At 61.6% G+C, this 26,306-nt stretch carries 22 protein-coding genes, 1 pseudogene and 1 riboswitch; of the genes and pseudogenes, 14 read left to right on the forward strand and 9 right to left on the reverse strand.

All coding sequences use genetic code 11. The annotated features are described in order from the left end of the window. Nucleotides 1-59: 59 nt before the first annotated feature. A riboswitch (cobalamin riboswitch) is annotated at nucleotides 60-248 on the reverse strand. A 77-nt stretch (nucleotides 249-325) separates the two neighbouring features. Beyond that, complete coding sequence (locus AC0L8G_RS04615; protein WP_473387203.1) at nucleotides 326-460, reverse strand: hypothetical protein; 135 nt, start codon at nucleotides 458-460, stop codon at nucleotides 326-328. 187 nt (nucleotides 461-647) lie between these two features. Beyond that, nucleotides 648-1,976: a M28 family metallopeptidase gene (locus tag AC0L8G_RS04620; protein ID WP_473387206.1), complete on the reverse strand. Its 1,329-nt coding sequence runs from the start codon at nucleotides 1,974-1,976 to the stop codon at nucleotides 648-650. 288 nt (nucleotides 1,977-2,264) lie between these two features. Between AC0L8G_RS04620 and AC0L8G_RS04625 the strand changes: the two genes are divergently transcribed. Then, the gene (locus AC0L8G_RS04625) at nucleotides 2,265-3,428 is read left to right on the forward strand and encodes an OmpA family protein (RefSeq protein ID WP_473387208.1); all 1,164 of its coding nucleotides are present in this window, start codon (nucleotides 2,265-2,267) and stop codon (nucleotides 3,426-3,428) included. 134 nt (nucleotides 3,429-3,562) lie between these two features. Here AC0L8G_RS04625 and AC0L8G_RS04630 read toward each other — a convergent pair whose 3' ends face one another. After that, complete coding sequence (locus AC0L8G_RS04630; RefSeq protein WP_473387211.1) at nucleotides 3,563-4,189, reverse strand: TetR/AcrR family transcriptional regulator; 627 nt, start codon at nucleotides 4,187-4,189, stop codon at nucleotides 3,563-3,565. A gap of 199 nt (nucleotides 4,190-4,388) precedes the next feature. On the opposite strand from AC0L8G_RS04630, the gene AC0L8G_RS04635 reads away from it, so the two are divergent. Beyond that, nucleotides 4,389-6,341 carry a transglycosylase domain-containing protein gene (locus AC0L8G_RS04635; RefSeq protein WP_473387213.1) on the forward strand — a complete coding sequence of 651 codons (1,953 nt, stop codon included), beginning with the start codon at nucleotides 4,389-4,391 and terminating at the stop codon, nucleotides 6,339-6,341. Here AC0L8G_RS04635 and AC0L8G_RS04640 read toward each other — a convergent pair. Both AC0L8G_RS04640 and AC0L8G_RS04645 read right to left on the reverse strand, forming a co-directional pair. Further along, on the reverse strand, nucleotides 6,338-6,856 hold the full coding sequence (locus tag AC0L8G_RS04640) for a M48 family metallopeptidase (protein ID WP_473387215.1): 519 nt from the start codon (nucleotides 6,854-6,856) through the stop codon (nucleotides 6,338-6,340). The genes AC0L8G_RS04635 and AC0L8G_RS04640 overlap by 4 nt on opposite strands. A 37-nt stretch (nucleotides 6,857-6,893) precedes the next feature. Further along, the gene (locus AC0L8G_RS04645; protein WP_473387217.1) at nucleotides 6,894-7,076 is read right to left on the reverse strand and encodes a hypothetical protein; all 183 of its coding nucleotides are present in this window, start codon (nucleotides 7,074-7,076) and stop codon (nucleotides 6,894-6,896) included. Nucleotides 7,077-7,211: 135 nt separating this feature from the next. Between AC0L8G_RS04645 and mutS the strand changes: the two genes are divergently transcribed. The 6 genes from mutS (at nucleotide 7,212) to AC0L8G_RS04675 (ending at nucleotide 17,279) form a co-directional block, all read left to right on the forward strand. Next, entirely contained in the window at nucleotides 7,212-9,899 is a 2,688-nt protein-coding gene (gene mutS / locus AC0L8G_RS04650; protein WP_473387218.1) for a DNA mismatch repair protein MutS, read from the forward strand. Nucleotides 9,900-9,947: 48 nt separating this feature from the next. Further along, on the forward strand, nucleotides 9,948-10,616 hold the full coding sequence (locus AC0L8G_RS04655) for an SEL1-like repeat protein (RefSeq protein WP_473387221.1): 669 nt from the start codon (nucleotides 9,948-9,950) through the stop codon (nucleotides 10,614-10,616). Nucleotides 10,617-10,734: 118 nt separating this feature from the next. Beyond that, on the forward strand, nucleotides 10,735-13,455 hold the full coding sequence (gene glnD, locus AC0L8G_RS04660) for a [protein-PII] uridylyltransferase (protein ID WP_473387222.1): 2,721 nt from the start codon (nucleotides 10,735-10,737) through the stop codon (nucleotides 13,453-13,455). A 35-nt stretch (nucleotides 13,456-13,490) separates the two neighbouring features. Next, a complete protein-coding gene (gene murJ, locus AC0L8G_RS04665) occupies nucleotides 13,491-15,086 on the forward strand; it encodes a murein biosynthesis integral membrane protein MurJ (protein ID WP_473387223.1) in 1,596 nt (531 codons plus the stop codon). A gap of 35 nt (nucleotides 15,087-15,121) precedes the next feature. Then, nucleotides 15,122-16,150, forward strand: coding sequence for a tryptophan--tRNA ligase (trpS, locus tag AC0L8G_RS04670; RefSeq protein WP_473387224.1), 1,029 nt, complete (start codon nucleotides 15,122-15,124; stop codon nucleotides 16,148-16,150). Between the two features lie 112 nt (nucleotides 16,151-16,262). Beyond that, nucleotides 16,263-17,279 (forward strand): glycosyltransferase family 2 protein, encoded by a 1,017-nt coding sequence (locus AC0L8G_RS04675; protein ID WP_473387226.1) that lies wholly within the window; start codon nucleotides 16,263-16,265, stop codon nucleotides 17,277-17,279. On the opposite strand, the gene AC0L8G_RS04680 is transcribed toward AC0L8G_RS04675, so the two are convergent. After that, nucleotides 17,265-18,533, reverse strand: a complete 1,269-nt coding sequence (locus tag AC0L8G_RS04680) for a flavohemoglobin expression-modulating QEGLA motif protein (protein WP_473387227.1) — start codon at nucleotides 18,531-18,533, stop codon at nucleotides 17,265-17,267. The two genes, AC0L8G_RS04675 and AC0L8G_RS04680, sit on opposite strands and share 15 nt — an antisense overlap. A 119-nt stretch (nucleotides 18,534-18,652) precedes the next feature. On the opposite strand from AC0L8G_RS04680, the gene AC0L8G_RS04685 reads away from it, so the two are divergent. From AC0L8G_RS04685 to AC0L8G_RS04695, 3 genes are read left to right on the forward strand one after another with little or no spacing between them, the layout of a single operon-like run. Beyond that, the gene (locus tag AC0L8G_RS04685) at nucleotides 18,653-19,213 is read left to right on the forward strand and encodes an RNA polymerase sigma factor (RefSeq protein ID WP_473387229.1); all 561 of its coding nucleotides are present in this window, start codon (nucleotides 18,653-18,655) and stop codon (nucleotides 19,211-19,213) included. Beyond that, the gene (locus AC0L8G_RS04690; RefSeq protein WP_473387231.1) at nucleotides 19,206-19,571 is read left to right on the forward strand and encodes a DUF6768 family protein; all 366 of its coding nucleotides are present in this window, start codon (nucleotides 19,206-19,208) and stop codon (nucleotides 19,569-19,571) included. The genes AC0L8G_RS04685 and AC0L8G_RS04690 overlap by 8 nt, the downstream gene beginning before the upstream one ends. Before the next feature lie 30 nt (nucleotides 19,572-19,601). Beyond that, a complete protein-coding gene (locus tag AC0L8G_RS04695; RefSeq protein WP_473387233.1) occupies nucleotides 19,602-20,846 on the forward strand; it encodes an endonuclease/exonuclease/phosphatase family protein in 1,245 nt (414 codons plus the stop codon). On the opposite strand, the gene AC0L8G_RS04700 is transcribed toward AC0L8G_RS04695, so the two are convergent. Further along, on the reverse strand, nucleotides 20,843-21,739 hold the full coding sequence (locus AC0L8G_RS04700) for an isoaspartyl peptidase/L-asparaginase family protein (protein WP_473387234.1): 897 nt from the start codon (nucleotides 21,737-21,739) through the stop codon (nucleotides 20,843-20,845). The genes AC0L8G_RS04695 and AC0L8G_RS04700 overlap by 4 nt on opposite strands. Before the next feature lie 112 nt (nucleotides 21,740-21,851). On the opposite strand from AC0L8G_RS04700, the gene gpmA reads away from it, so the two are divergent. Further along, entirely contained in the window at nucleotides 21,852-22,574 is a 723-nt protein-coding gene (gene gpmA / locus AC0L8G_RS04705; RefSeq protein ID WP_473387236.1) for a 2,3-diphosphoglycerate-dependent phosphoglycerate mutase, read from the forward strand. On the opposite strand, the gene AC0L8G_RS04710 is transcribed toward gpmA, so the two are convergent. Further along, entirely contained in the window at nucleotides 22,571-22,897 is a 327-nt protein-coding gene (locus tag AC0L8G_RS04710) for a cell division protein ZapA (RefSeq protein ID WP_473387238.1), read from the reverse strand. The two genes, gpmA and AC0L8G_RS04710, sit on opposite strands and share 4 nt — an antisense overlap. Beyond that, complete coding sequence (locus tag AC0L8G_RS04715) at nucleotides 22,894-23,130, reverse strand: hypothetical protein (protein WP_473387239.1); 237 nt, start codon at nucleotides 23,128-23,130, stop codon at nucleotides 22,894-22,896. The genes AC0L8G_RS04710 and AC0L8G_RS04715 overlap by 4 nt, the downstream gene beginning before the upstream one ends. 160 nt (nucleotides 23,131-23,290) lie before the next feature. Here AC0L8G_RS04715 and tkt point away from each other — a divergent pair. Both tkt and gap read left to right on the forward strand, forming a co-directional pair. Next, nucleotides 23,291-25,277, forward strand: a pseudogene (tkt, locus tag AC0L8G_RS04720) (transketolase). A 12-nt stretch (nucleotides 25,278-25,289) separates the two neighbouring features. Continuing rightward, the gene (gene gap, locus AC0L8G_RS04725; protein ID WP_473387240.1) at nucleotides 25,290-26,297 is read left to right on the forward strand and encodes a type I glyceraldehyde-3-phosphate dehydrogenase; all 1,008 of its coding nucleotides are present in this window, start codon (nucleotides 25,290-25,292) and stop codon (nucleotides 26,295-26,297) included. Nucleotides 26,298-26,306 lie beyond the last annotated feature (9 nt).

Below are 26,306 nucleotides of genomic sequence, written 5' to 3' on the forward strand. Positions count from 1 at the left end.
GTAAAAGTTGGATGTCGCCCTACCGGGGTCTCCGTTCGACATGGCTGTTCCCGGCCAGACGAGAGACGACGTGTACGGCAGGTCTCCTGGCTAGCGGGTCATCAGCGCGCCGCCAGCCTTCCCGGAAAAAATCCAGTGGCCTGATGGGCGGGCGCCTAACCGCATACAGTTGCGGGCACAGCCGCGGATTTTCACCGCGTTCCCTATTCTCTCCCGATTAAGGGAGCACCGTCATGGAGTTGAATAGAAGACGCCCCGAAGCAGCGCAAGCCGCAAAAGCGGGCGGGGCTGTTTCGGGGCGCTTTGAAGAGTGTGGTCTTTGTCGTTACTCAGTAACGACGGCAGTTTCCTGTGGCGACACATCCACCATCGGAATGTTATACAGGTCGAAATAGTCAACGATTGCTGCAACGCCGACAGCCGCCAGCAGCAAAATAATGATCCAGAGAATAGCTTTCATTTGGACACCCCACGTTTGAATCGGTTTCCCCGCCGCGGAGACTAACCGAGTGAATTTCGAATGGCTACAGGAAAGATGCCGCTCTGCTGCAACGCAATGTGCGCTATGTGCGCGGCATTCGCAGATAAGTTGCGCGGGGCCGAAAATTATCGCGCCGTATAGCGCATATATTGCGCGTGCGAAATCGTCAGTCGCCGAAGCTTCCCGCCGGGCCGGGAAACACCACGGGGCTTTCCGCGCCGTCCTTGGAAAGTGATGAGAGGCCGAAGAAATAATTGTCGATGACAATGTTCTCCAGGGTGAATTCCTCGACGTCGCCCACATCCATGCTGTTGGTCCATTGCGGCGCATCGGTGAGGCGCCAGTGAACGCGGTAGCCGGCGAGATTGCGCGCGGCGCGTCCGGTCGGCCGGGTCCATTTCAGCGTGGTGGAGGGCTGCACCGCGCCTGTTATTTCAACATTCGCAGGAAAGGGCGGCGCGGCCGCCATGGCGGCGAGCGCGACGACATTCAGCGATGTCAGCTTGCGCGCATAATCGAAATTGACGCCCTCTATGACATCGCCATAGGCGACGCCGTCTTCGGTCCTGATGTCCTGATGCTGGCGCGTGTAATTTTCATGGGTTTCCATGATCCGCACGCCCGGAATGCCCGCCTCGTTGAAGGGGCGGTGATGGCCGCCGCGTGCAAAACGGTCGAGCCGGTAGACCATCATGACATTCAGATTTGGAATAAATTGATCAGCCAGCTGATCGATATAGCGGGCGAGATTGCGCGAGGGGCTGTCCACCTCGCCGCCGGTGAAACGCCGCATGCGCGCCTCATCGGGCGTTTCCACATAGCGCACGCCCTCGGAAAACACCCGTGCGGTCGAATTGTCGATCACCCCGTCGACGCCTTCGATGTTGCCGATCATGTCATTGTTGAGCACCGCCTTGACGCGCCAGCCATTCTCCTGGGCGTAGGCGGCGAGAATCTTGCCGCCGAACAGGCCCTGCTCCTCGCCGGACAGGCCGGCGTAAACGATGGTGCCGGCGAATTTCTGCTTCGACAGCACGCGCGCCGCCTCGATCACCCCGGCCATGCCCGAGGCGTTGTCATTGGCGCCGGGGCTGTCGGACACGCCGTTCAGGGGATCGGTGACCCGGCTGTCGATATCGCCGCTCATCATCACCACCCGATCGGGGTCGAGACGGCCGCGCTGTATGGCCACGATATTGACCACTTCGGTGCGCTCGGGGATGCGCTCTTCGCCTTCGACAAAGTCGCTGACGGCGATCACCTCAAGGCAGCCGCCGCACTCGGCGGAGATCGCTTCGAATTCCGCTTTTATCCAGCGCCGGGCGGCGCCGATTCCGCGTGTTTGCGAGCGCGTACCAGAAAGCGTGTGACGGGTGCCGAAGCCGACAAGACGCACTATGTCCGCCTCGATGCGCGCGGCGGAGACGTCGCTTTGCAGTTGCGTCAGCAGCGCGGCGTTGTCGCCTTGTGCGGCCGCGAGCGGGCTTGAAAACATTAAGAAAAAGAAAGCTGCCCGCAAGCGCATGCGAATTTCCGCCTGTTTTTGGTTCGACTTGGAACTGTTGCCCCGCAGCAACCTTTGTACTGCTATTGGGGTCACTTTGAGGGCGCCGATGCGTTGATGCAACAACGTTAATCCGTTATTAACCCTTTTGGAGAAATTCGATGCAATGAGACTATATTTCGGGTGGTAAACCCGCTACGGAATGCGTGAATTCACCGGAAGCCGCCCCGAGAATCACTGGATTTGGCGGCCTGATTGGTCCACCTGAGGAGGGGAACGATGAAACTCAAAACCACACTGCTCGCGGCTGCATCGCTTATGGCGTTTGCGCCTGCCGCTCACGCTTATGAAGGCCTGTATGGCGCTATCGGCGCCGGCCTCAGCTACATGAGCGACGATCGCGATCTGAACAACAACAATTCCAACGGCTCCGGCCCGTTCGCTTTCGATAGCGGCGTCAACTACGATCCGGGCATCGGCGTTTATGCAGCGGTCGGTTATGACTATGCCGGTCCGCTCCGTTCGGAAGTCGAATTCTCTTACCGCTCCAACGACATTGAAAGCCTGCTTGCTGATGGCGGCGGCTTCACGGGCATTCCTGAAGGCTCGATCTCCGGCGACAGCCGTTCGCTCGGGATCCTCTTCAATCTGCTCTATGATTTCGAAGGCATGAGCGAAACCGTAACGCCTTACATCGGCGCCGGCCTCGGCATGGCGAATATCGATCACTCCATCACCGGCAGCACCTCGCCGGCTCTGCCGACAGATCCGCTGAGCATTGCTTACGGTTCGTCCGAATGGCAGCTCGCCTATCAGGGCATCGCCGGTGTCGCGATCGAACTCGCGGAAGGCCTCGCGCTTGACCTGTCCTACCGTTATTTCGGCACCAAAAAAGATACAGTGAACGGCACGCTGAGCGGTTCGCCTGCTGCTTTCGAGGCGGCTTACAACTCGCATTCCGCATTCGCTGGTCTGCGCTGGAGCTTCGGCAGCGCTGAAGCGGCGCCTGCTGCTGTTCAGTACAAAGATTGCTGGGATGGCTCAAGCGTTCCTGTTTCGGCGTCTTGCCCGACACAGGCCGTGGAAAGCACTGCTGCTGACCTCGATCCGATCCAGTTCACGGTTTACTTCGACTATGACAAATCGAACCTGACGCCGCAGGCTGCTACGCTGGTTAAAGAAGCGGCTGACCGGGCTCTCGAAAACGACATCGAAACTGTCACGGTCGCTGGCAACACCGATACGTCGGGTGGTTCCGCCTACAACCAGGCGCTTTCCGAGCGCCGGGCTCGTGCGGTGCGTGATGCGCTGATCGCCAATGGCGTTGCGGCTGACCGCATTTCGCTTGAGGCTTATGGCGAAACCAACCCAGCCAAGCCGACGCCGGATGGCGTGCGCGAGCCGCTTAATCGCCGCTCGGATGTCGTCATCTCCTTCGAATAGGCGATACGGCAGACAAGCTACGGCAAGTCTTGAAACCGGCGCAGCGCAAGCTGCGCCGGTTTTCATTTGCGCGGATGTTCGGGGCCTTGGATGTTCGAGAAACGGAGTTTGCCGGTGCGGGGGCGGCGCGCGATTTAGGCTGGCGCGTAGATCTTCTTGAAGGCGTCGAGGCCGCTTTCGATCTGGGCGTTGATGGCGGCGTCCATATCTTCCGGCACGTCGCCGAGCAGCACGCGCGTGTAAAGCGGCTCCGTGATCAGCACGCCGAGATGCCAGATCGCTTCCACCGGATCGTCGATCTTGTAGACGCCGCGCTTGGCGAGGCGCGCGAGAATGGGCGCGCATTGCGCCACCATCCATTTCGCCCCGCGTTCCAGATACATTTTGCCGATCGCCGGATTTCGTCCCGCCTCGAAAGCCGCGATGCGGCGCAGAGACAGCGCTTCCGGCGCCAGCACGCCTTTGACGAATTGCAGGCTGAGCGCGCGCACCAGTTCGTTCGGCGGCAGAGAGATTTCAATGTCCTCGACATTGCCGGGCAAAAACATTTTGCAGGTATCGGTAATCGCGGCGCCGAACAGCTCCTCTTTGGAGCGGAAGCGATTGTACACAGTGCGTTTGGAGACGCCGGCGGTGAGGGCGATCTGGTCCATGCTGGCGGCGTCGAAGCCGCGGGTGAGAAACATTTTGCGCGCCGCCGCGACGATCGCGTCGGTCTTCTCATCCGCCCCTGTTTCCAATATCGCCGCCAAATCCGGCATTGTGCTCTTTCCTGTCGTCTCTCAATTCATCGTCCGTGGGGCGATTCTATGGTGGTTTGCGCTCTGTGACGGGCGGATTCCGCCCCGCGCCGCCCGGCCCGCCAGTATGGCGCCTTTTGGCGGCCAGTGAAATGTCAGTACGGACGGGGATTTAGGCCGTTTACCGGTCGTTAACCACGAAGTTCGATGGATGGAGCCTATGGTCGCCCGGAAACCGAAAAGAAAGACCCGTGGCCACAAGGCTGCGCCGTCCCGCATCCGCCGCTCGCAGGCGGGCGGGCGTTCGCGCACGCGTCGCCGCAAAGCCAAGCGCAAGAGCCTGCGCGTTGCGCTTGAGCCATTTGCGCGCGCGACGGCGGAACTCGGCGTGTTCGCCTTCACCGGCCTGATCGGACTCGCCGCGCTGTTCGCCTATTTTGCAAGCGACCTGCCCGATACGGGCGCGCTCTGGCGTGAAGGTGAAGCGCCGCGCATCACGCTGCTTGCGGCTGACGGCGCCCCGATCATGATGCATGGCGCCGCGCAGGGCGCGCCCTTGCGTCTGTCCGAATTGCCGCGGCATGTGCCCAACGCGGTGCTCGCGGTTGAGGACCGGAACTTTTATCATCATTTTGGCGCCAACCCGGTTTCAATCGTCCGGGCGCTGATCGTCAATGCGAATGAAGGCGAGGTCCGTCAGGGCGGCTCGACCATCACCCAGCAATTGGCGAAGAATGTTTTCCTGTCCAGCGATCGCACGATGAAGCGCAAGGTTCAGGAATTGATGCTCGCCTTCTGGCTGGAGCGGAAATTCCGCAAGGATGAAATCCTGACCTTGTATCTGAACCGGGTGTATTTCGGCGCCGGCGCCTATGGCGTCGATGCGGCGAGTTATCGGTATTTCGGCAAGTCGGCGCGTCATCTGACGGTCGGCGAGGCGGCGGTGCTGGCGGGGCTGCTCAAGGCGCCGTCGCGCTATGCGCCCACCTCCAACCCTGACGATGCGGGCAAGCGCGGGCGGCTTGTGGTTGAGCAGATGGTGACGGCGGGCTTCTTATCGCGCCGCGATGCAGACGCCGCCATCGCGCAGCCGATCATGCTGGCGGCCCCGCGTTTTGAGGCGGCGCCGTTTTTTGTTGATTATGTGCTGAAGGAAATGCGCGCGCTGACGGCGGGCGTTGATGCGGATTTTGTGGTGCGCACAACCTTTGATCCGAAAGTGCAGGCGGCGGCCGAAGCCGGGCTGATCGCCGGTTTTGCCCTGACCGGCGACGGCATGTCGGATGTTGAAGCGGCGGCGGTCATCCTCGATGGCGAAGGCGCGGTGCGCGCGATGATCGGCGGGCGCGACTATGCGCGCAGCCAGTATAACCGCGCCACACAGGCGCGCCGGCAACCGGGATCGGCCTTCAAGCCTTTCGTCTATCTTGCGGCTCTGCTGCAGGGGGAAACGCCGGATGCGATGGTTCTCGATGCGCCGGTGACAATCGGCGCCTGGTCGCCCGGCAATTACAAAGACAAGTTTTATGGCGAGGTCACCTTGCGTGAAGCGCTCGCCCGGTCGCTGAACAGCGCGGCGGTGCGCCTGCAGGAACGCACGGGGCGGACAAATGTGCGCGCAACCGCCAAGGCGATGGGCTGGCCCGGCGAACTGACAATCGGTCCGTCACTGGCGCTGGGGGTCGATGCGATCTCGCCAATTGATCTTGCGGGCGCTTATGCGCCGTTTTCCAATGGCGGCTTCCGCATCGCGCCCCATGCCATCGACCGGATCGAAACCGCTGACGGCGATATTGTCTATCGCCGCAAAGGCTCGATCATCGCAGAAGCGGCGCCGGCCCACGCGATTGATCAAGCCAATGAAATGCTGACAAGCGTCGCCCAATGGGGCACCGGCCGCGCGGCGTCGATTCCCGGTTATCGCGTCGCTGGCAAGACCGGCACGTCTCAGGCGAATCGCGACGCCTGGTTCGCGGGTCATGCGGGCGGGTTGGTCGGCGTGGTCTGGATCGGCCGCGATGACAATGCGCCGATGAATTCCGTCATGACCGGCGGACGCGCGCCCGCGGTGATTTGGCGGGAAATGCTGGCGCGGGCGTTGCCGCCGCCAAGCTATGCGCCGCGTGCAAGCGACGGCGACCCGATTGCGAGCTTGCTTGACGCCAGCGGCTAAGCTGATTTTTCCGGCGCCACGCCATAGGTGAACAGAGACGGCCCGTTTGCGCCAAGCCAGCGCGCAGCGCCGCGCGCATCCACGCCAAGTTCTCTGACAATGCGCCAGAAGGCCGGCGAGTGGTCGAGATGAATGAGATGCGCGCATTCATGAGCGGCGACATAATCGAGGATCTCCGTCGGCGCCATTATCAGCCGCCAGCAAAAGGACATGTCGCCTTCCGAAGTGCAGGAGCCCCAGCGGGTTCGTGTGTCACGAATGCGGATCGCGCGGCGTTGCTTGCCAAGTTCGCCGCAATAAAAATCAACACGTTCGATCAGCTGCTTTCTCGCTTCGCGCTTCAGCCAGTCCGAGATGCGGCGATTGAGATGTTCTACGCCGCCGCCAGCGCGAATCGCCGGGTAGAGTTCATTGTCGAGCCTTGCCGCCGCACGCAAATTTTCATCATGGATGATGACATGATCGACGCCCTGAAAAGGGATGGTCATGCCCGGCTGAAACGGCTTGCCGCGCATATTGTCGGTGAGCTGGCTGGCGATCCAGTCAATGCGCTCATGGGCGAATCGAGATCGCTTCGGGCAGGGCGCGTTTTGTCGGCGCTGTGACGTGAATTTCCCCAGCCACCGGATCGACCTTCAATATCAGCCGCTTGGCGCGCCTGTTGACGCGCGCGATCAGCGGCGTCGCGCGCGCGCCTATATTGATTTCGGTTCGGGTGATGTGATTTATCGACATAAAGGGGTACGCTCACGAAACGCCCAACCTTACCGGTTTCCCGGAAAGATCAAAGCCCATTGGAATGAAGGCGAAAGACTCTTTTGCTAGACGGCCTGGCGTTGATAGGGCGGGCGCAACGAGAAGACGATAGTGATGACGAAAACGGCCGCCCAGCCGACGCCGATGATGATGCAGTATCTCGCCATTAAAGAACAGGCGGGCGATGCGCTTTTGTTTTATCGGATGGGTGATTTTTACGAACTGTTTTTTGATGACGCGATTACGGCTGCTGGCGCGCTCGATATCGCGCTCACCAAGCGCGGTCAACATAATGGTGAAGGCATTCCCATGTGCGGCGTGCCGTTTCACGCCTATGAGACCTATCTCGCCAAGCTCATCCGCGCCGGATTTAAGGTCGCAATCTGCGAGCAGATGGAAAGCCCGGAGGAAGCGAAGAAACGCGGCTCGAAATCCGTCGTCAAGCGCGAGGTCGTGCGCACCGTCACGCCTGGCACGATTGTCGAAGATTCATTGCTCGATGCGCGCAGCAATAACTTTCTTGCAGCGCTGTCATTATTGCGCGGCGGCGCCGAGGCGGCGCTCGCCTGGGTTGATGTGTCGACCGGTGAAATTTCCGTGCGTGAAACCGGGCTTGATCGCATCGCCGCCGATCTCGCCGCGATTGCGCCGAAAGAATTGATTCTGCCCGATCTCGATGAAGAAGGCGCGTGGCGCGATGCCGTCACAGCGCGCGCCGGCGCCATGACGCTGACGCAACAGGCGGCGCATATGTTTGACTCTGCGGCGGGACAACGCCGCATCATGGAGACCTATGCGGTCGCCTCGCTTGACGGGTTCGGTGATTTTTCACGGGCTGAATGCGGCGCGCTCGGCGCCTTGTTGAGCTATGTGACTCTGACCCAGGCGGGCCGCGCGCCGTCGCTCAATCCGCCGCGGCGCTCCGCGATCTCCGATAATATGGTGATTGATGCGGCGACGCGGATTTCGCTGGAATTGCTGCAAACACAGGCTGGCGCGCGCAAAGGATCGTTGCTCTGGGCTGTCGACAAAACCGTCACCGGCGCCGGCGCAAGAGCGCTCGCGGCGCGGCTGTCCGCCCCGCTCACTGACATCAAGGCGATCGCCGCGCGCCATGACGCGGTCGGCTTTTTCGAGACCGCGCGCGAGGCATGCGAGGGCGTGCGCGCGGCGCTCAAGGAAACGCCGGATGCGGCGCGCGCTCTGTCGCGGATCGCCACCCAGCGCGGCGGCCCGCGCGACCTCGCCAGTCTGCGCGAAGCCTTGAAGCATGCGCGCGACATTGCTGCGACGGTTTCAGGCGCGGGCGAAGCGCTGCCGGAAGAGTTGCGGCGGGCCAGCGACGCGCTTGAAGACAGAAATGGTGAAGGCTTTTCGGCGCTGATCACGCTGTTGCAGGAAGCGTTGAGCGAAGATTTGCCGATGCTCGCCCGTGATGGCGGGTTCATCGCCAAGGGATATGATTCAGGTCTCGATTCAGTCCGCATGCTGAGAGATGAATCGCGCCGCATCATCGCGGGGCTCGAAGCGCAATATCGCGAGCTGGCGGGAATCAAGACCCTCAAGATCAAACACAACAATGTGCTCGGCTATTTCGTCGAATGCCCGCCCTCGCAAGGCGACCGGTTGATGTCGGCGCCGCTCAATGAAAGTTTCATTCACCGTCAGACGCTGGTCAGCGCGGTGCGGTTTACGACGACTGAGCTTGCCGATCTCGACGCCAAGATTTCGCGCGCGCGCGACGAGGCGCTGGCCCGCGAGCAGGAATTATTCGAGGCGCTGTGCGACGCCGTGCTGGAACGGCGCGCGGCGATCTCGGCGGCGGCGGCGGCCCTGGCGGAAATCGATATCGCCGCATCCGGCGCGGTGCTTGCGTTCGATCAGCGTTATGTGCGCCCGCAGCTTGAGGAAGGCTTCGCTTTCGACATTAAAGGCGGCCGCCATCCGGTGGTCGAGCGTGCGGCGAGCGAGGCGTTTATCGCAAATGACTGTGTGCTCGGCGATAGCGACAAGGCGCAGCTCTGGCTGGTCACCGGTCCGAACATGGCCGGTAAGTCGACCTTTCTGCGACAGAACGCGTTGATCGCGATCCTCGCGCAGTCGGGATTTTATGTGCCCGCAAGCGCGGCGCGCATCGGCGTTGTCGATCGCGTGTTCTCCCGTGTCGGCGCGTCGGATGATCTCGCCGGCGGGCGGTCGACCTTCATGGTCGAGATGGTGGAGACCGCCGCGATCCTCAATCAGGCGACGGCGCATTCGCTGGTCGTGCTGGATGAAATCGGGCGCGGCACGTCAACCTTTGACGGCATGTCGATCGCCTGGGCGGCGGTTGAACATTTGCATGACGTCAATCGGTGCCGCGGATTATTCGCAACGCATTATCACGAACTGACGGCGCTCGCGGAAAAACTTGAGCGTCTCGTCAATGTCTCGATGAAAGTGCGCGAGTGGAAAGGCGATGTCGTCTTCCTGCATGAAGTTGCATCGGGGCCGGCGGACCGGTCTTACGGCGTTGCGGTTGCGCGCCTTGCGGGGCTCCCGCCGAAAGCGGTGAAACGCGCGGAAGCGGTTTTGAAAATGCTTGAAGAGCGCGGGCAAACCGGCGCCGCCATCAGTGATCTTCCGCTCTTTGCAATGGCTTCATCTGACGACAAAGATCGTCACGAAACTGTCACGCAAGACGCGTCTTGTCATGAAACTGTCATTGTAAACGCACTTAATGCGCTTGACCCGGATTCTCTTTCGCCAAAAGACGCGCTGAGCGCGCTTTACCATTTGAAATCGCTTTTAGATGAGTTATAGGCCCTCGCGAAACGCGGCGGGCGCGTGACGAATCGGCAAGGGCGTCGGATGAAAAATCGGGTCTTTTTTGTTCTCGCGGCGTTGCTTTCGCTGTCCATGGTTAATGGCGCTTCCGCCCAATCTTCCGCATCCGGACTAACTGACGGCGTCGCCGCCTATCGCGCGGGCGACTTTGCTGCGGCCCGGCCATTGCTGACCGCCGCTGCTGACGCCGGCGCGGTCACGGCGAAGCGTTATCTCGCTTACATCCTGCTCGATGACAAAACCCCGGCGGGCGATGGCGAAGCGCTGTTCGAGGGCGTTGCGCTGTTGAAGGAAGCGGCGATCGCCGGCGACTACGCCGCGCTGATCCGGCTCGAAAATCTCCGCCGTCGCGGGCTGGCGCATAGTCCGAGCCTTGAAGACATCGTCGCCGTTGAAACCGCGCGCGCTGAAAATGGCGATCCGGTCGCCGCCTGGCGTCTGGCGAAACGCTTTGAGATTGGCGAAGGGGTCGCGGCGTCAGAGACCGGCATGGCGAAATGGCTTGAGGTCGCCGCCGAAGCGGCGCCGGTCGATTTCCCGAAGGCGAGCGAGGCGGCTTACCGTCTGTGCGAGTTGAATGCGCTGGGCCGCGAGACGAAAGACCCCGCCGCTGCGCGCCATTGGTGTGCGATCGCGGCTGAGAACGGTCATGCGGGCGCGGCGATCGTCTTGCGGCGGCTGGCGCAGCTTTAGGGCCCGGTCGTCTATTCCCAATACCACGCTATTCGCCTCAGCTTCGCCTGTTGAAATCGCGCGCGCGGCGCGCGACAATGCGCGCGAAGCCCAGCCAGGTCCCTAAAGCCTTTCCCTTGTGACATCAGAAGCAACGCCTTCCGGCGATAAATCTTATCTTTCCGGCGACTCGCTCGATGTGCAGATCGCAGCGGCTATGGCCGCCGAACGCGCGGGCCAGGCCCATGGCGCGACGGGCAAGGTTCTAAAACACGCGCTTCTTCATTTGCGCCGTCAGACCATGCGCGACGTGGTGCGCGGCGACCGCATCGCCGCGCGGCTGTCAAAGGGCGTCGACGGGGTGGTGCGCACCTTGTTTGGCTTGTCGAAGGACGGGATCGGCAAGGAGATCGCGGTCTGCGCCGTCGGCGGTTACGGCCGGTCAGAACTGGCGCCCTATTCCGATATCGACTTGCTCTTTCTGCATCGCTCGGAGAGCGAACAGACTTTGCGCGACACGCTTAATCGTCTGCTTTATCCATTGTGGGATTCCGGCGTGAAGCTTGGCTATGGCGCGCATACGCCGGCCAGCGCGGTGGAGTTCGCCAAGAGCGATATTGTTGCGCGCACGGCCTATCTCGATGCGCGGTTCCTCTGCGGCGCCAAGGAGCTGTTTGACGAGTTTCGCGTCAGCTATGACAAGCTGCGCCGCAAGACCGTGCCGGAATTCGTCGCCGCCAAGCTCGAAGAACAAAATGAGCGTCAGGCGAAATCTTTTGAAACCCGCTATCTCGTGGAGCCCGACGTCAAGGAAGGCAAAGGCGGCCTGCGCGATCTGCAGACGATCCGCTGGATCTACCGCTACGCCTATGGCGACATCCTCAACGACAATGCGATGGCGGAGAAAATCGTCGGCAAGGCGGAGCGCCAGGCGTTGCTCAAGGCCAAGCGGTTTTTGTGGTCCGTGCGCGTGCATCTGCATGATTTGCGCGGACGCGCCGATGACAAGCTGACCTTTGACGTGCAGCCGGAGATCGCCAAGCGCCTCGGCTATGCGGACCGCAAGGACATGACCGCCGCCGAGCGATTGATGAAGCATTATTTCGTCAATGCGGTGGAGGTCGGGCGGCTGACGCGAATTTTATGCGCGCGGCTCGAAGAGGAAAAAGCAAAGCGCCTGCCGCATCTGCCGCGCTTGATGCCGCGCGCCTTGCAAAAAGACGAAGCGCCGGGCAAGCCGAATTTGCGCATCCATAATGGCCGTCTCGATTTTGAAAACGCCGCAAAGGCGCGCCGCGCGCCGCGCGATCTGTTCCGCCTTTTCCGCGCCTTCGGCAAGCAGCCGAAAATCGACTTTCATCCTGACGCGCTCGCCATTGTCACCGAGCAGGCGCCGAGCGTCACGCTGGAGGTGCGCCGCGATCCCGTCATTGCGAACCTCTTCGCCGGCATTTTGACAGACAGCGAAGACCCGGTGCGCGTATTGCGCATCATGACCGAGACCGGCTTGCTGGGAAAATACATTCCCGCATTCGGTTCGATTGTCGGGCGCATTGATTACGGGCTCTACCGGCGCTTTACGCTTGATGAGCATGTGTTGCGCTGCCTTGGGCTGCTGGTGAAAATCGCGCGCGGCGAACTGGCGGAAGATCACCCGATTGCAACGCAGATTGTGCGCAATGCGGAAAATCCGCTGCTGTTTTATTTCGGCGTGCTTTTGCATGAGGCGCGCTGGTCGCTGAAGGAAGATTCGGTCGAGGCTTGCGAAAAGCTGGTTATTCGCGTCACCAAACGTCTTGGGCTGAGTGCTGACGGGGCGGCGCTTGCGGGCTGGGCGGCTGCGCGCCATCTGAAACTGGTCCGGACGGCGGAGCGGCGCAATCTCACCGAGGCCCATGCCATTTCCGCCTTCGCTCAAAAAGTCGGAACCCGCGCCCGCCTCGACATGATGCTGGTGCTGTCGGTCTGTCATTTGCGCGTTGTCGGTGTTCAGTCATGGGACGAGATGACCCGCCGCCGTCTTGCGGAACTTTATGACGCGACGGCGTTGTGGCTCGATCATGGCGAGGCGGCGCTCGACAAAAAGCTCAATGACCGCGCGGAGATGGCGCGCAGCGAGGCGGAGCGGCGGCTGACCGGATGGAGCGATTCCGAAAAAGCGGCCTTCCTCGATCGCCTTGACGATTCCATGATGCGTTCGCTCGATCCGGACATCATCGTGCGTTTCGCGACGCTGGCGCGTGCGGCGGAGCGCGACGCCGCCCATAGCGCGGTTGTGGTGACGCCCCATGATGGGGATCTTGATGTGATCATCTACACCGATGACCGGCCCGGATTGCTCGCTGATCTGGCGGGCGCGGTGGCGTCCACGGGCATGAGCTTCCGGTCGGTGCAGGCGCTCACCACCAATGACGGCAAGGCGATCGACATCTTTGTCATCCAGACGCCGGACGGCGTGCCGGTGGAGGATTTGGAGCAGGGCCGCCGCCTCCATCAGGCGTTGCTGGCCGCTGCGTCCTCAGCGCCGGCGAAACCGCCGCAATTGCGCCGCCGGCTTGGCGACCGCAGGCAGATTTTTTCCGTGGCGCCCGATGTCAGGATCGAGCCCGGCGCCTCGGAAGAGGCGACCGTGCTGGAGGCGGAGGGGCTGGACCGGCCGGGCCTGCTGTTTGAACTGACCCAGGCGCTGGCGGAAGAGGGGGCGATCATCACCTCCGCCCATATTTCGACCTATGGCGAACGCGCGGTGGACGCTTTTTACCTGCAGACTCGCGATGGCGAGAAACTGACTGACCCGGCGGCCCTGGCGCGGATTAAAAAATCACTCACAGCCGTATTGGCGGCTGGTTCAGACGACTGAACACGGCTACTCCCTTCCCCAAAGCGCAAAATCCCATGAGCGGCAATATATTCAAATCCCTTGCGACCGTCAGCGGCATGACCATGGCCAGCCGCGTGCTCGGATTTGCGCGCCAGATTTTGATGGCGGGGATTATCGGCGCCGGGGGCAATCCGGTGGCGGATGCGTTCTGGGCGGCGTTTCGCCTGCCGAACATGTTCCGGCGCCTGTTCGCCGAGGGCGCCTTTCACGCCGCCTTCATCCCGATGTTTCAGGGCCGCCGCACCGATGGCGGCGACGCCGAAGCAAAGGCCTTTGCGGAAGAAGTCCTGGCCGGATTGATTTTTATACTGACGATCCTGACCGCGCTGGTCGAGATCGCGGCGCCGGCTTTTGTGTTTTTGCTCGCTTCCGGCTTTGAAGGCGATCCGGAAAAATTTTCCCTGACCACGCTCTACACGCGCATCATGTTTCCCTATTTGATGATGATGTCGCTGGTTGGCCTTTATAGCGGCATCTTGAATTCGCTCAGCCGTTTCGCCGCCGCCGCCGCGGCGCCCATCGCGCTGAATGTCTTCATGATCGGGGCGCTGCTTTTATTTGCGGACTCTGAGGCGCATATATCCGGGCAGGCGCTTTCCTGGGGCGTTGCTGCGGGCGGGCTTGCGCAATTGCTGATGCTGCTGGTCGGCGCATGGCGGCAAGGATATTTGCTGCGCCTTAGAATGCCGCGCCTGACGCCTTCCATGAAGCGGCTCTTTGCGCTGGGCGCGCCGGGTTTCATCAGCGCGGGCGCCGTGCAGATCAATCTCATTGTCGGCACCAATATCGCCAGTCAGCAGCCGGGCGCTGTTTCATGGCTGATGAATGCCGATCAGCTTTATCAATTGCCGCTCGCGGTGATCGGCATCGCGCTTGGCGTCATCTTGTTGCCGATGTTGTCGGCGCGGGTGAAGGCGGGCGATGAAAAAGGCGCGGCCCGCGCGCTCAACCGCTCGCTCGAAGTCGCCGCGCTTCTGGCGCTGCCCGCGGCGGCGGCGTTCATCATCATGAGCGAGGCGATTTGCGATGCGCTGTTCCGCGGCCTCGCCAGCGATGCGCTGTTGCTTGTCGGCGCGCGCCACTCGGCTTTCACGGTGGAGGATGTGCGCCAGACCGGCCTCGCGCTGGCGATATTCGGCGCCGGCCTGCCGGCCTTTGTCTGGCTGAAAATTTTCGCCCCGGCGTTCTTCGCGCGCGAGGACACAAAGTCCCCGATGAATTACGCGCTGATTTCAATCGCTGTGAATGCGGGCATGTCGCTGGCCCTGTTCCCGGCGATCGGGTTCATCGCGGTCGCAGTCGCCACTTCATTCGCCGCCTGGTTGCAGGTGCTTCTTCTGGCGCAAAAGCTCTACAGGCAGCATCTGTTCCGGCCCAGCGCCGAACTGATCGGGCGTTTCATGCGCATTCTGGCGGCTGTGGGGGGGCTTGCGGGCTTTCTCCTGTGGTCGCTGCCGCAGACCGAGGCGCTCTCATCGCTGGCCTGGGGCCGGGAGTGGCTGGTGATCATGGGGCTGTCCGCCCTCGGCGTGGTTCTTTATGGCGCGCTCGCGCTGGCGCTTGGCGCCGCGCGCCCTGGCGACTACAAGACCGGCGCAGCCGGTAAATAAGTCCGGCGCCATCAGCGAAGACAAACGAGTTTCAGATGAGCGGTTATCAAGGTCCCATGCGCGTTTTGTCGGGCATTCAAACATCCGGCGACATGCATCTCGGCAATTATATCGGCGCGATCCGCAAATTCGTGGCGTTGCAGCACGAATATGATTGCCATTATTTCCTCGCGGATTTGCATGCGATCACCGTCTGGCAGGAGCCGGAGCAGTTGCGCCGCCAGATCTTTCACATCGCCGCATCCTTCATGGCGTCGGGCGTCGATCCTGAGATTGCGACCGTGTTTCCGCAAAGCCAGGTGCGCGCGCATGCGGAGCTTGCCTGGATCTTCAATTGCGTCGCCCGGCTCGGCTGGCTCGACCGCATGACCCAGTTCAAGGACAAGGCCGGTAAAAACGCCGAGCGCGCGTCGGTGGGCTTGTATACCTATCCGGTGCTGCAGGCGGCGGACATTCTTGTCTACAAAGCCACCCATGTGCCGGTCGGCGAAGACCAGAAGCAGCATCTTGAACTGTCGCGCGACATTGCCGGCAAGTTCAATCACGATTTCAAACAGCCGGATTTCTTTCCCCTGCCGGAGCCTTTGATCAAAGGCCAGTTCGGCGATGCGGGCGCGCGCATCATGTCCCTGCGCGATGGCTCAGCGAAAATGTCGAAGTCCGATCCGTCTGAAAACGCCTGCATCTTCCTGCGCGACGATGCGGCGACGATTGCGAAGAAGATCAAAAAAGCGAAGTCAGACGCCGATGCGCTCCCCTCCGAAGTAGCGGGCCTTGAAGGGCGTCCCGAGGCGGCGAATTTGGTCGGCATCTATGCGGCGCTGTCCGGTAAGGCGGCCGCGGAAGTGCTTGGTGAATTTGGCGGCCAGGGATTTGGCGCGTTCAAACCGGCGCTGGCGGAACTGGTGGTGGAGAAGATCTCGCCCATCAGCGAAGAGTTGCGCCGGCTGGAAGCCGATCCCGGCTATCTTGAGGGCGTTCTCAAGGCCGGAGCGGAAAAAGCCGCTGCGATCGCCGATCCGGTGGTCGCCGAGGTCAAGAAAATCGTCGGTTTTCTGGGCTAGAGACCGGCGGAAATCCGCCATTCGGCTGGCTGCGTTACTTTATTGTTAACGCCTGCGCGCCATTTTTGCGTCGGGACGTTTAACCATAAACGGCAAACGCATGGGCGGCTTCATGGGCGACGGAGCGAATGACGGTACGGTCACGGCAAGCGGCGCGCGGCGTCTTGCGAAGCCGCGCCCGGCGCGGCCGCTGATTTCCATCATCGCGCCCTGTTACAATGAAGCCGAAGCGCTCGGACCTTTCATGACGGCGGTGGCGCCGGTGCTGGAGGGCGCTGACTTCGATTATGAGCTGGTGTTTGTCGATGACGGCTCCAGCGACGACACCCGCATGCAACTCGAACAACTCGCAGACCGCAATGCGCATGTGCGGGTCATCGTGTTCTCCCGCAATTTCGGCAAGGAAGCAGCGCTCACCGCCGGGCTCGATCACGCGCAAGGGGATGCGGTGATCGTGATCGACACCGATCTGCAGGATCCGCCGGAGCTAATGCGCGACTTCGTCGCCAAATGGCGAGAGGGCGTTGATGTGGTGTACGGCAAGCGCGAAGACCGCACCCTCGATACCGCCGCGAAGCGACTGTCGGCTGAAGGCTTCTATCGCCTGTTCAACAAAATTTCCGCCGTAAAAATTCCCGAAAACACCGGTGATTTCCGATTGATGGATCGCCGCGTGGTGGAGGCGGTCAAGGCGCTACCCGAGCGCTCGCGCTTTATGAAGGGGCTGTTCGCCTGGGCCGGCTTCACGTCGGCGGCGATTCCTTATGCCCGCCCGGCGCGCACGGCCGGCGACAGCAAATTCAATTTATGGAAGCTGTGGAACTTCGCGCTGGACGGTATTGTCAGTTTTTCAACCGTGCCCTTGCGGGTCTGGAGCTATGTTGGCGCGGTCGTGGCGTTTCTGTCTTTTCTCTATGCGTCTTTCATTGTCATCCGCACCATCGTCACAGGCGTTGACGTGCCGGGTTATGCATCACTGCTCGTGCTTATTCTGTTTTTCGGCAGCGTACAGATGATCTCAGTCGGTGTGCTCGGCGAATATGTTTCCCGGCTGTTTGTCGAAGTGAAGCAGCGCCCGATTTATATCGTCGATGAAATTATCGGCGAAGATGCGTCAGTCGGTGAATAGCGGGTCGAACCGCGCCGCAACGCTTTCCAGATCAATGCCGTTCAAAAAGGTCGAATAGGCCAGATAAGACAAGAGATAGCGCAGATCCTTCGCCCATGGCGGCTGATAGCGCGGTTCGGCCAGCAGTCCCGCTTCACGCAGGAACTTCATCGCGCCGAGATCATCGAGATCGATCTTCCCGACAAACAGCATGCTGATATGCGAGGCGTCTCCCGCGCGTACGGCGGCGCGCAGATAGTTGTGCACTTCAAGCAGGCCTTGCAGGTAAATCGAATCCTTGGTGAACGGGCCGCCGCCATTGACCAGGCCGCCGCGCACGACGCGGCGCGCGCTTTCAAAGGCTTCAAACGGCGCATCGGCTTCGCCGCGCTCCCGGAAAAATTGATAGAGCTGTAAAAAGTCCGCGCCCTCCGCCGACATGTTGATGGCGATGACCCGGTCGGCGAGGCGTTTAAACCGGCGCGGATCGAGCGAGCCGGAAATAAATTCGGCGAAGACGGCGAGCCCTTCCTGAGTGCGGGCGTTGCCCGGATAGGCTTCGCCGAGTATCGGGAAATGCGGCTGCGCGGTGCCGTTCATGCCGGTGGCGATATGAATCAGCGCTTCATGTTGCAGCAATTGCTCTTCATCGAGATCGGAGAACAGCGCGTCTTCGCGCAGCTTGATATAGTCGCTGCCGGCGGCGGCCTTGGCGGAAACATTGAGGGTGACGTCGACGCGCGGCGCGGCGTCGCCGAAATGCAACGGCAAAGCCTTGTCGAGGCGGACCTTCAGTTCCTCAGCGGACAGTTTCGCGGTGGGTTCAAGGCGCTGCGCCGGGGCGTCAAACTCCGTGAGCAAGGTGTCGAGGCGGCGCGCCAGATCAAGCGCGGTCGTCTTGCCATCCGCGACCGGCGAGGTCGGGCCGCCATAAAGCGCGCGCGAGTGGCCATGAAATTCTGCATCGCCGACAACCGACAACAGCACCGCCGTTTCTTCGGTGATGTCGGCAAAGCGGCGCAGCCATATATGTGCTTCGCTTGAGCCGTCGATCAGCGCCCGCGCGCGCAAGACCAGCTCCAGCGACGGCATCGGATCGACTTTTGAATATTCCGGGCGCGGCGGTTCTTTCTCGCCGCTTTTGAAAAACGCATCCGCCAGGCCCCGGTCCCAACTCAGCGTGCGCAATACGGGCAAGCGCTTTTCCGCCTCTTCCAGCATGGAAGCAGCGGTTTTCAGTTTTTCGAGCTCGGCAGGGGGCAGGGTTGGCGCCATTTGATCCTGAAAAGGCTTACAAGTGCAGCATGTTACGCAGGTCCGGCGAAGAAATGAACCGATATGCGGATTTGTGCGACTTACTCTTTAAAGGGATGGAAAGCGAGACCGGGACTGACATGAAAAGGCGCGCCCGCATACTTGACGAATTTCTCGCCGCGTCAGCGCGCGCCGGAAATCGCAAAGCGTTCGCGCAGCTCGCGGAGCGCTGGCAGCCAAAGCTGCTCGCCCACGCCAATCGCCTTCTGGGTGATCGCGAGGCGGCGCGCGATGTGGTGCAGGAAGCCTGGGCTGACATTGCGAAGGGCCTGTCGCGCCTTGATGATGTGCGCGCGTTCCCCGCATGGGCCTATCGGATCGTCACCCGGCGATCGGCGGATATGATCCGCAAGCGGCAGCGTTCGCGCCGCCTCAATGCCGCCTATGCGGCGGAGAACGCCGTTCGGCCGCAAAGCGAGGCGGCGGTGGAGTCCGGCGCGGACGCCGCGCCCCTGCAAGCCGCGATCGCGCGCCTCTCCGCCGATCAGCGCGCGGCGGTGGCGTTGTTTTACATCGAAGATTTCAGCATCGCGGAGATCGCCGCGGCGCTCAACACTCCGGCGGGCACGATCAAATCCCGCCTGATGCACGCCCGGCGCAATCTGCGCGCGGCGCTAGAAGGAGGCGAAAGCCATGGATGATCTTGATCGGAAAATTGAAGAGGCCCTGACGGCGGAAGATCGCGCATTGCTGAATGCGTTTGGCGAGCAGGGCGTGTTTGGCCAATGGGCGAGCGTCTATGACGGCAAGCTTGGGCCTATCGCGATCTTCGCGACGGTGATCACTTTCGCGCTGTTTTTTGCGGCGGTTTATTGCGGCTGGAAATTTTTCGGCGCGGAGGAGGCGATTGATGCAGCGCGCTGGGGCGCGGGGGCTGTCATGTTGATGGTGATGGTCGGCTTTTTGAAGCTCTGGTTCTGGCTGCGCATGGAATCGAACCGCGTCTTGCGCGAAGTGAAGCGCCTCGAATTGCAAATAGCGTGGATGCAAGGCAAATAGGCGTCCTGACCGGAACGTTGGGAGGCGGGCATGAGAGTTTTATCTGCAATCATGGCGCTCGCCTTTCTTGCGGGATGCGCAAAGGAGGCGGCGCCGACAGCGCCGACGTCAGAAATGACTGTCCGTTTCGCAGCCTATAACGCCTATCTCAACCGGCCGACAGAAGGCGCGCTGATTGCGGATCTGAGCGGGCCCGCCAGTCCGCAGGCGCAAAAGGTCGCCGAAATCATCCAGCGCGTCGCGCCGGATGTGCTGCTCCTCAGCGAATTCGATTATGACCCTGCCGGAGAGGCCTTGCGGCTGTTCCGCGAAAACTATCTTGAGCAAGGCTGGAATGGCGCGCCGCCGGCGATCTATCCATATGCTTATCTGGCGCCGTCCAATACCGGCCTTGCGTCGGGGCGCGATTTCGACCGCGACGGGATTGCGACGACGGAGCCCGGTTCGCGCGAATATGGCGGCGACGCTTTCGGCTATGGCGAATTTCCCGGCCAATACGCTTTTGTGATCCTGTCGAAATATCCGATCGACGAGGCGGGCGTCAGAAGCTTTCAGACATTTCTGTGGAAGGACATGCCGGGCGCCTTGTTGCCGGACGATCCGGCGACATCTGCGGCGGCCGACTGGTACAGCGCTGACGCGCTCGAGGTGTTTCGCTTGTCGTCAAAGAACCATGTGGACGTGCCGGTGATCATCGATGGCGCGCGCGTGCATGTGCTGGCGAGCCACCCGACGCCGCCAAGCTTTGACGGTGAGGAGGACCGAAACGGCAAGCGCAATCATGACGAGCTTCGTCTTTGGACGGACTATATCGCCGGTGCGGATTATCTTGTGGACGATGCGGGCCGGCGCGGCGGTCTGGGCGCCGGAGAGCGCTTTGTCATTATGGGCGATCTGAACGCCGATCCGGTTGACGGCGACGGCGTAACGGGCGGCATTGGCGGTTTGCTGATCTCGCCCTTTGTCGCCGATGCGCCGTTTCCCAAAAGCGCCGGCGGGGCCAGCGCGGCGGCGCTGCAGGGCGGCGCCAATGCAGCCCATAAGGGCGACCCGGCGGAGGACACGTCCGACTTCGGCGATGACCCCGAAAAAGGCGTTGGAAACCTCCATCTCGACTATGTGCTGTTTTCCAAAGCCGGGTTGCGCGCGGTCGATGCGGGCGTCTTCTGGCCAGCGCCCGATGAGGCGTTTTACGATCTCGTCGGCCCCGGCTTTCCGGTTGAAAGCTCCGACCATCGCCTGGTCTGGCGCGATCTTGATATCGTGACCGACTAAAACGTCGCTGCAAAAATATCCTGGTTCGGACCAAAGCCTGCGCGCTTCATGCCGTCGGAATTCCAGGCGAAGGCGACTTCGCCGTCGCGCGACACCGCGATGACGCCGCCATCGCCGCCGAGCCGGGCCACATCCTTGATCAAGCCCGAAGCGGCGGTCTGAAGGTCCGAGCCCTGATAGCGCACCCGGCTCGCCACATCCTGGGCGCCGCCGGCGAGAATGAAATATTCGCCGAGCCCGGTGCAGGACGCGCCGACAAATTCATCGGCCCAGGTTCCAGATCCCACCAGCGGCGTGTCGCCGACACGGCCTTCCAGCTTGCCGAAGACGCCGCCGGTGGAGGTCGCCGCCGCGATGCGTCCATCCGCATCCAACGCGACCGCGCCCACCGTGCCATGTCCGAGTTCGGCCTGCGTCATTTCTTCGGGCTCAACCCCGACCGGAACCACATAATAGCTGGCGGGGTCGTCGATGAATTCAAATCCCTGACGATGGCAGAAATTTTCCGCGCCGCGTCCGGCCAGCATCACATGGGGGGTGAGGTCCATCACGGCGCGCGCCGCCTTGATCGGGGACTTCAAATGTTTCACTGCGGCGACGGACCCGGCCTTGCGCGCGAGACTGCCCGCTTCGCTCGCCATGATCGATGCGTCGAGTTCGGCGTAGCCCGCTTTGTTGGGCGGCGAGCCCTTGCCGGCAATGTAAAGCCCGGAGGCTTCCATTTCCTCGACCAGCGTCTGCACCACATCAACCGCCGCTGCGCCGTCTTTGAGCAGCGCCTCGCCCTTATGCGCGAGCTCAAGCAAATGCGCTTCGGCTTTTGAATAGTCACGGCCGGCGCGCGCGCCTGCGCCCCCATGCAGGGCGAGGGCGACTGTTGGTTTTTTGCTCATGGATCAGGGTCCGGGCTGTTGCTCCCTCTATGTAGGGCGGAACCCGGCGCCTAGCCAACTGCCGCTCAAGCTTTTATGACGGCGGCGCGTACACAGTTTCAGGAGATGTTCAATGACCCGCCTCGCCTTGATCCGCCACGGCCAGAGCCAGTGGAATCTGGAAAACCGCTTTACTGGCTGGGTCGATGTGGACATCACCGAAAAAGGCCTCGCCGAAGCCCATAAGGCCGGGCAATTGCTGAAAGAAACCGGCGTTGAATTTTCCGCCTGTTTCACCTCGGTGCAAAAGCGCGCCATTCGCACTTTATGGGTGGCGCTCGACGAGATGGACCGGATGTGGCTGCCGGTGACCCGCGCCTGGCAGCTCAATGAGCGCCATTACGGGGCGCTGACCGGGCTCAACAAGGCCGAGACCGCCAAGAAGCATGGCGATGACCAGGTGAAGATCTGGCGGCGCAGCTATGACGTGCCGCCGCCGCCAATGGAAAAGGGCGGCGAGTTCGATCTCTCCAATGACCCGCGATACAAGCTTTATGGCTGCGACGTCCCGGCGACGGAGTCCTTGAAGCTGACGCTGGAGCGGGTGCAGCCCTATTTCGAAAAAGAAATCGCGCCGAAGCTGAAAGCCGGCGAGTCGCTGATGATCGCCGCGCATGGCAATTCGCTTCGCGCCCTGGTGAAGATCCTGTTCAATGTCGCCGATGACGAGATCGTCCATGTGGAAATCCCGACCGGCAATCCGCTGCTGATCGATCTTGATGGCGGGTTGAAGCCGACGGCGGCGCGTTATCTCGACGCCGAGCGGGCGACGAAACTGCCGGCGCTGGCGCGCTAGCCGTCCAGCTTTCCGGCGATTTCGCTGACGCGTTTGGCCGCCGCGTCGATGGCGCGGGCCGCGCCGCCCATCGTGTCCGGGTCGAGCGCTTCGCTGGCGCCGTCCAGATCTTCAAGCCGCTCTCGCGCTTCGAACAGCTCGTCGCAAATTGTTAGCGCTGACAAGAGCATCAGCCGCGCATCGGATATGTCGGGCAGGTCGGCGGCCATCGCCGATGCGCGCTTGTCGAGAAACGCCGCCAGCTTTTGCAACCGGTCTTCCTGGCCGGCTTCGCAGGTGACGCGATATTCCCGGCCGCTCACGCGGATTTCAACATGGCTCATTCTCCGCCGCCTTTCCTGTCGTCCTCGGCCAGAATCGCCTTGAGGTCGTTAATCGCTGCGGAAACCCCGCGGGCGGCGTTGTCGGTTTGCTTGCGGGCGGCCAGCGCCTGCTTGCGGGCGGCCGTCAGCTCTTCTTCACTGGCGGAGGCGTCGTCCAAAGTGGCGTCGAGCCGTGATTCGAGGGTTTCGATCGCGTCGGCGAGGCTGCGCACTGCTTTTTCGAGGACTGTCATGGTGAATCTTTTCCGTTTGTCCTGCTAAGGCAGCGTCAATTTGGCCCCCGGCGGTGATTCTGTCCAGCCGCTTGCCCCCCGAGCCTTGACCCTTTCATCGCCGCAATGCATGAAGCCCCGCAATATTCCACGTTATTCAATGCAAATGGGGGTTTCCCGCATGACCGGCGTCGACCAAGAGCGGGCTGATTTTCCACAGATGGCGAATGCGATCCGCGCGCTTTCAATGGACGCGGTGGAAAAAGCCAAATCCGGACACCCAGGCATGCCCATGGGCATGGCCGATGTGGCGACGACGCTGTTCGCGGAGCATCTGAAATTTGACGCCAGCGCGCCGAGCTGGCCGGACCGGGACCGGTTCGTGCTCTCCGCCGGCCATGGCTCCATGCTGATTTATTCGCTGGGCTATCTTCTTGGCTATGACGGCATGACGATCGAGGAAATCAAAAATTTCCGCCAATTGGGATCTAAGACCGCCGGTCACCCGGAATATGGCCATGCGCCGGCCGTGGAAACGACGACCGGCCCCTTGGGGCAAGGTCTCGGCGCTGCGGTGGGCATGGCGATGGCGGAAGCCCATCTCAACGCCCGCTTCGGCGATGATGTGGTCGATCACCGGACCTATGTGATCGCCGGCGATGGCTGCCTGATGGAAGGGATCAGCCAGGAATCGATTTCCCTTGCCGGTCATCTAAAGCTCCGCAAGCTGATCGTCTTGTGGGATGACAACAACATCTCCATCGACGGACCGATTTCGCTGTCCGATCTCGACCGACCAGCTTGCGCGCTTTGCTGCGAGCGGCTGGGCGATCAGCCGTGTGGACGGCCACGATCCCGCGGCGATTTCGGCGGCGATTGAAGTCGCGAAAAAATCCGACAAGCCGACCCTGATCGCCTGCCGCACGACGATTGGTTATGGCGCGCCGAAAAAAGCCGGCACCGCCTCAAGTCACGGCTCGCCGCTGGGCGCGGAAGAAATCGCCGGCGCGCGCGAGGCGCTTGGCTGGCCGCATGCGCCGTTCGAAATTCCCGAAGAGATCATCGCCAAATGGCGCGCTGTCGGCGCGCGTGGCGGCGAAGCACGCGCGGCGTGGGACAAGCGCATCGCGGCGAGCGATCAATGCGAAGCGTTCAAAACGGCGATGGCGGGCGATTACGCCGGTCCGCTGACCAAGGCGATCGCCGCCTATAACAAGTCGCTGATCGATGCGCCGCAAAAGCTGGCGACCCGCAAGGCGTCGGAACTGGCGCTGGGCGTCGTCAATGAAGTCATTGGCGAGACAATCGGCGGGTCGGCCGACCTTACCGGTTCGAACAACACCAAGACCAAAAATCTCGAAATCTATTCGGCGGAAAATTACGCAGGCCGCTATGTCCATTACGGCATTCGCGAGCATGGCATGGCGGCGGCGATGAACGGCATGGCGCTGCATGGCGGCGTTGTTCCCTATAGCGGCGCGTTTCTCGTCTTCTCCGATTATTGCCGTCCGTCGATCCGGCTTGCGGCGCTGATGGGCATTCGCGTCATCCATGTGATGACCCATGATTCCATCGGCCTCGGCGAAGACGGTCCGACGCACCAGCCGGTTGAACATCTCGCTTCGCTGCGCGCGATTCCGAATGTGAATGTCTATCGCCCCTGCGATGGCGTCGAGACCGCTGAATGCTGGGAGATGGCGCTGAAAACGATTGCGACGCCGTCGGTCATCGCGCTCACCCGTCAGGGCATGGCGCAGGCGCGGCTTAAACCGTCTGATGAAAATCTGAGCGCCAAGGGCGCCTATGTGGTGGCCGGCAAGAACGCCAATGATGTAACGCTGGTGGCGTCCGGGTCTGAAGTCTCGCTCGCGCTCGAAGCGCGCGAATTGCTGGCGAAAGACGGGATCAAGGCGCGGGTTGTCTCCGCGCCGTGTTTTGAACTCTTTGAAACCCAGTCGGAATCCTATCGCAAGGAAGTCCTCGGCTCCGGTCCGCGTGTCGGGATCGAAGCGGCGATCCGTCAGGGATGGGATCTGTTCCTGCGGCGCAAGGACGGCTTTGTCGGCATGACCGGCTTCGGCGCATCCGCGCCCGCTGGCGAACTCTATGAACATTTCGGAATAACCCCGGCGAAGGTCGCCGCGGAAGCAAAACGGTTGATTGGTTAGGAGAAACAAAAAATGGCGCTCAAAATTGCAATAAACGGATTTGGACGGATCGGACGCCTCGCGCTCCGCTCGATCGTCGAGACCGGTCGCAAGGGCGTTGATATTGTCGCGATCAACGACCTGGGTCCGGTGGAGACCAACGCGCATCTCGTTCAATATGACTCCGTGCACGGAAAATTCCCGCATGAAGTCAAAGTGCGCAACAACACCATCGATGTGGGCCTTGGTCCGATCCAGGTGTTTTCCGAACGCGATCCGTCAAAGCTGCCCTGGGGCGAGCTTGGCGTTGACATCGTTTATGAATGCACCGGGCTTTTCGCCACGCGCGAAAAAGCGGCGATGCATCTGGAAGCGGGCGCCAAGCGCGTTCTGGTTTCCGCGCCTGCGACGGGCGCCGACAAGACCATCGTTTTCGGCGTCAATCACGGCACGCTGACGGGCGGCGACACGGTCGTCTCCAACGCGTCCTGCACCACCAACTGCCTCTCGCCGGTCGCCAAAGTGCTGAACGATACGGTCGGCATTGAGCGCGGTTACATGACCACGATCCACTCCTATACCGGCGACCAGCCGACGCTCGACACCATGCACAAGGATCTCTATCGCGCCCGCGCAGCGGCGATGAACATGATCCCGACCTCGACAGGCGCGGCGAAAGCGGTGGGCCTAGTGCTGCCTGATCTCGCCGGCAAGCTCGACGGGTCGTCGATCCGCGTGCCGACTGCGAACGTCTCCGTGGTCGATCTCGTCTTCACGCCGAAGCGCGACACGACGGTCGAAGAAATCAACAATGCGATCATCGAAGCGGCGAACGGCAAGATGCGCGGCGTCCTTGGTTACACGGACAAGCCGCTGGTCTCGTCTGACTTCAACCACGACCCGCATTCCTCGACCTTTGCGCTCAACCAGACGCAAATTCTCGAAGGCAAGCTCGTGCGCATCCTCACCTGGTATGACAATGAGTGGGGCTTCTCGACGCGCATGACCGACACCGCGCTGGAAATGGCGCGCCACCTTTAAGAGGGGCTG

This window comes from Hyphococcus sp. D3-15, from assembly GCF_055809375.1.

What these genes read in the sequence shown, in the direction of transcription:
- AC0L8G_RS04615 (WP_473387203.1), bottom strand. Translation starts at nt 460, where the DNA reads ATGAAAGCTATTCTCTGGATCATTATTTTGCTGCTGGCGGCTGTCGGC.
- AC0L8G_RS04620 (WP_473387206.1), bottom strand. Translation starts at nt 1,976, where the DNA reads ATGTTTTCAAGCCCGCTCGCGGCCGCACAAGGCGACAACGCCGCGCTG.
- AC0L8G_RS04625 (WP_473387208.1), top strand. Translation starts at nt 2,265, where the DNA reads ATGAAACTCAAAACCACACTGCTCGCGGCTGCATCGCTTATGGCGTTT.
- AC0L8G_RS04630 (WP_473387211.1), bottom strand. Translation starts at nt 4,189, where the DNA reads ATGCCGGATTTGGCGGCGATATTGGAAACAGGGGCGGATGAGAAGACC.
- AC0L8G_RS04635 (WP_473387213.1), top strand. Translation starts at nt 4,389, where the DNA reads ATGGTCGCCCGGAAACCGAAAAGAAAGACCCGTGGCCACAAGGCTGCG.
- AC0L8G_RS04640 (WP_473387215.1), bottom strand. Translation starts at nt 6,856, where the DNA reads ATGCGCGGCAAGCCGTTTCAGCCGGGCATGACCATCCCTTTTCAGGGC.
- AC0L8G_RS04645 (WP_473387217.1), bottom strand. Translation starts at nt 7,076, where the DNA reads ATGTCGATAAATCACATCACCCGAACCGAAATCAATATAGGCGCGCGC.
- mutS (WP_473387218.1), top strand. Translation starts at nt 7,212, where the DNA reads ATGACGAAAACGGCCGCCCAGCCGACGCCGATGATGATGCAGTATCTC.
- AC0L8G_RS04655 (WP_473387221.1), top strand. Translation starts at nt 9,948, where the DNA reads ATGAAAAATCGGGTCTTTTTTGTTCTCGCGGCGTTGCTTTCGCTGTCC.
- murJ (WP_473387223.1), top strand. Translation starts at nt 13,491, where the DNA reads ATGAGCGGCAATATATTCAAATCCCTTGCGACCGTCAGCGGCATGACC.
- trpS (WP_473387224.1), top strand. Translation starts at nt 15,122, where the DNA reads ATGAGCGGTTATCAAGGTCCCATGCGCGTTTTGTCGGGCATTCAAACA.
- AC0L8G_RS04675 (WP_473387226.1), top strand. Translation starts at nt 16,263, where the DNA reads ATGGGCGACGGAGCGAATGACGGTACGGTCACGGCAAGCGGCGCGCGG.
- AC0L8G_RS04680 (WP_473387227.1), bottom strand. Translation starts at nt 18,533, where the DNA reads ATGGCGCCAACCCTGCCCCCTGCCGAGCTCGAAAAACTGAAAACCGCT.
- AC0L8G_RS04685 (WP_473387229.1), top strand. Translation starts at nt 18,653, where the DNA reads ATGAAAAGGCGCGCCCGCATACTTGACGAATTTCTCGCCGCGTCAGCG.
- AC0L8G_RS04690 (WP_473387231.1), top strand. Translation starts at nt 19,206, where the DNA reads ATGGATGATCTTGATCGGAAAATTGAAGAGGCCCTGACGGCGGAAGAT.
- AC0L8G_RS04695 (WP_473387233.1), top strand. Translation starts at nt 19,602, where the DNA reads ATGAGAGTTTTATCTGCAATCATGGCGCTCGCCTTTCTTGCGGGATGC.
- AC0L8G_RS04700 (WP_473387234.1), bottom strand. Translation starts at nt 21,739, where the DNA reads ATGAGCAAAAAACCAACAGTCGCCCTCGCCCTGCATGGGGGCGCAGGC.
- gpmA (WP_473387236.1), top strand. Translation starts at nt 21,852, where the DNA reads ATGACCCGCCTCGCCTTGATCCGCCACGGCCAGAGCCAGTGGAATCTG.
- AC0L8G_RS04710 (WP_473387238.1), bottom strand. Translation starts at nt 22,897, where the DNA reads ATGAGCCATGTTGAAATCCGCGTGAGCGGCCGGGAATATCGCGTCACC.
- AC0L8G_RS04715 (WP_473387239.1), bottom strand. Translation starts at nt 23,130, where the DNA reads ATGACAGTCCTCGAAAAAGCAGTGCGCAGCCTCGCCGACGCGATCGAA.
- gap (WP_473387240.1), top strand. Translation starts at nt 25,290, where the DNA reads ATGGCGCTCAAAATTGCAATAAACGGATTTGGACGGATCGGACGCCTC.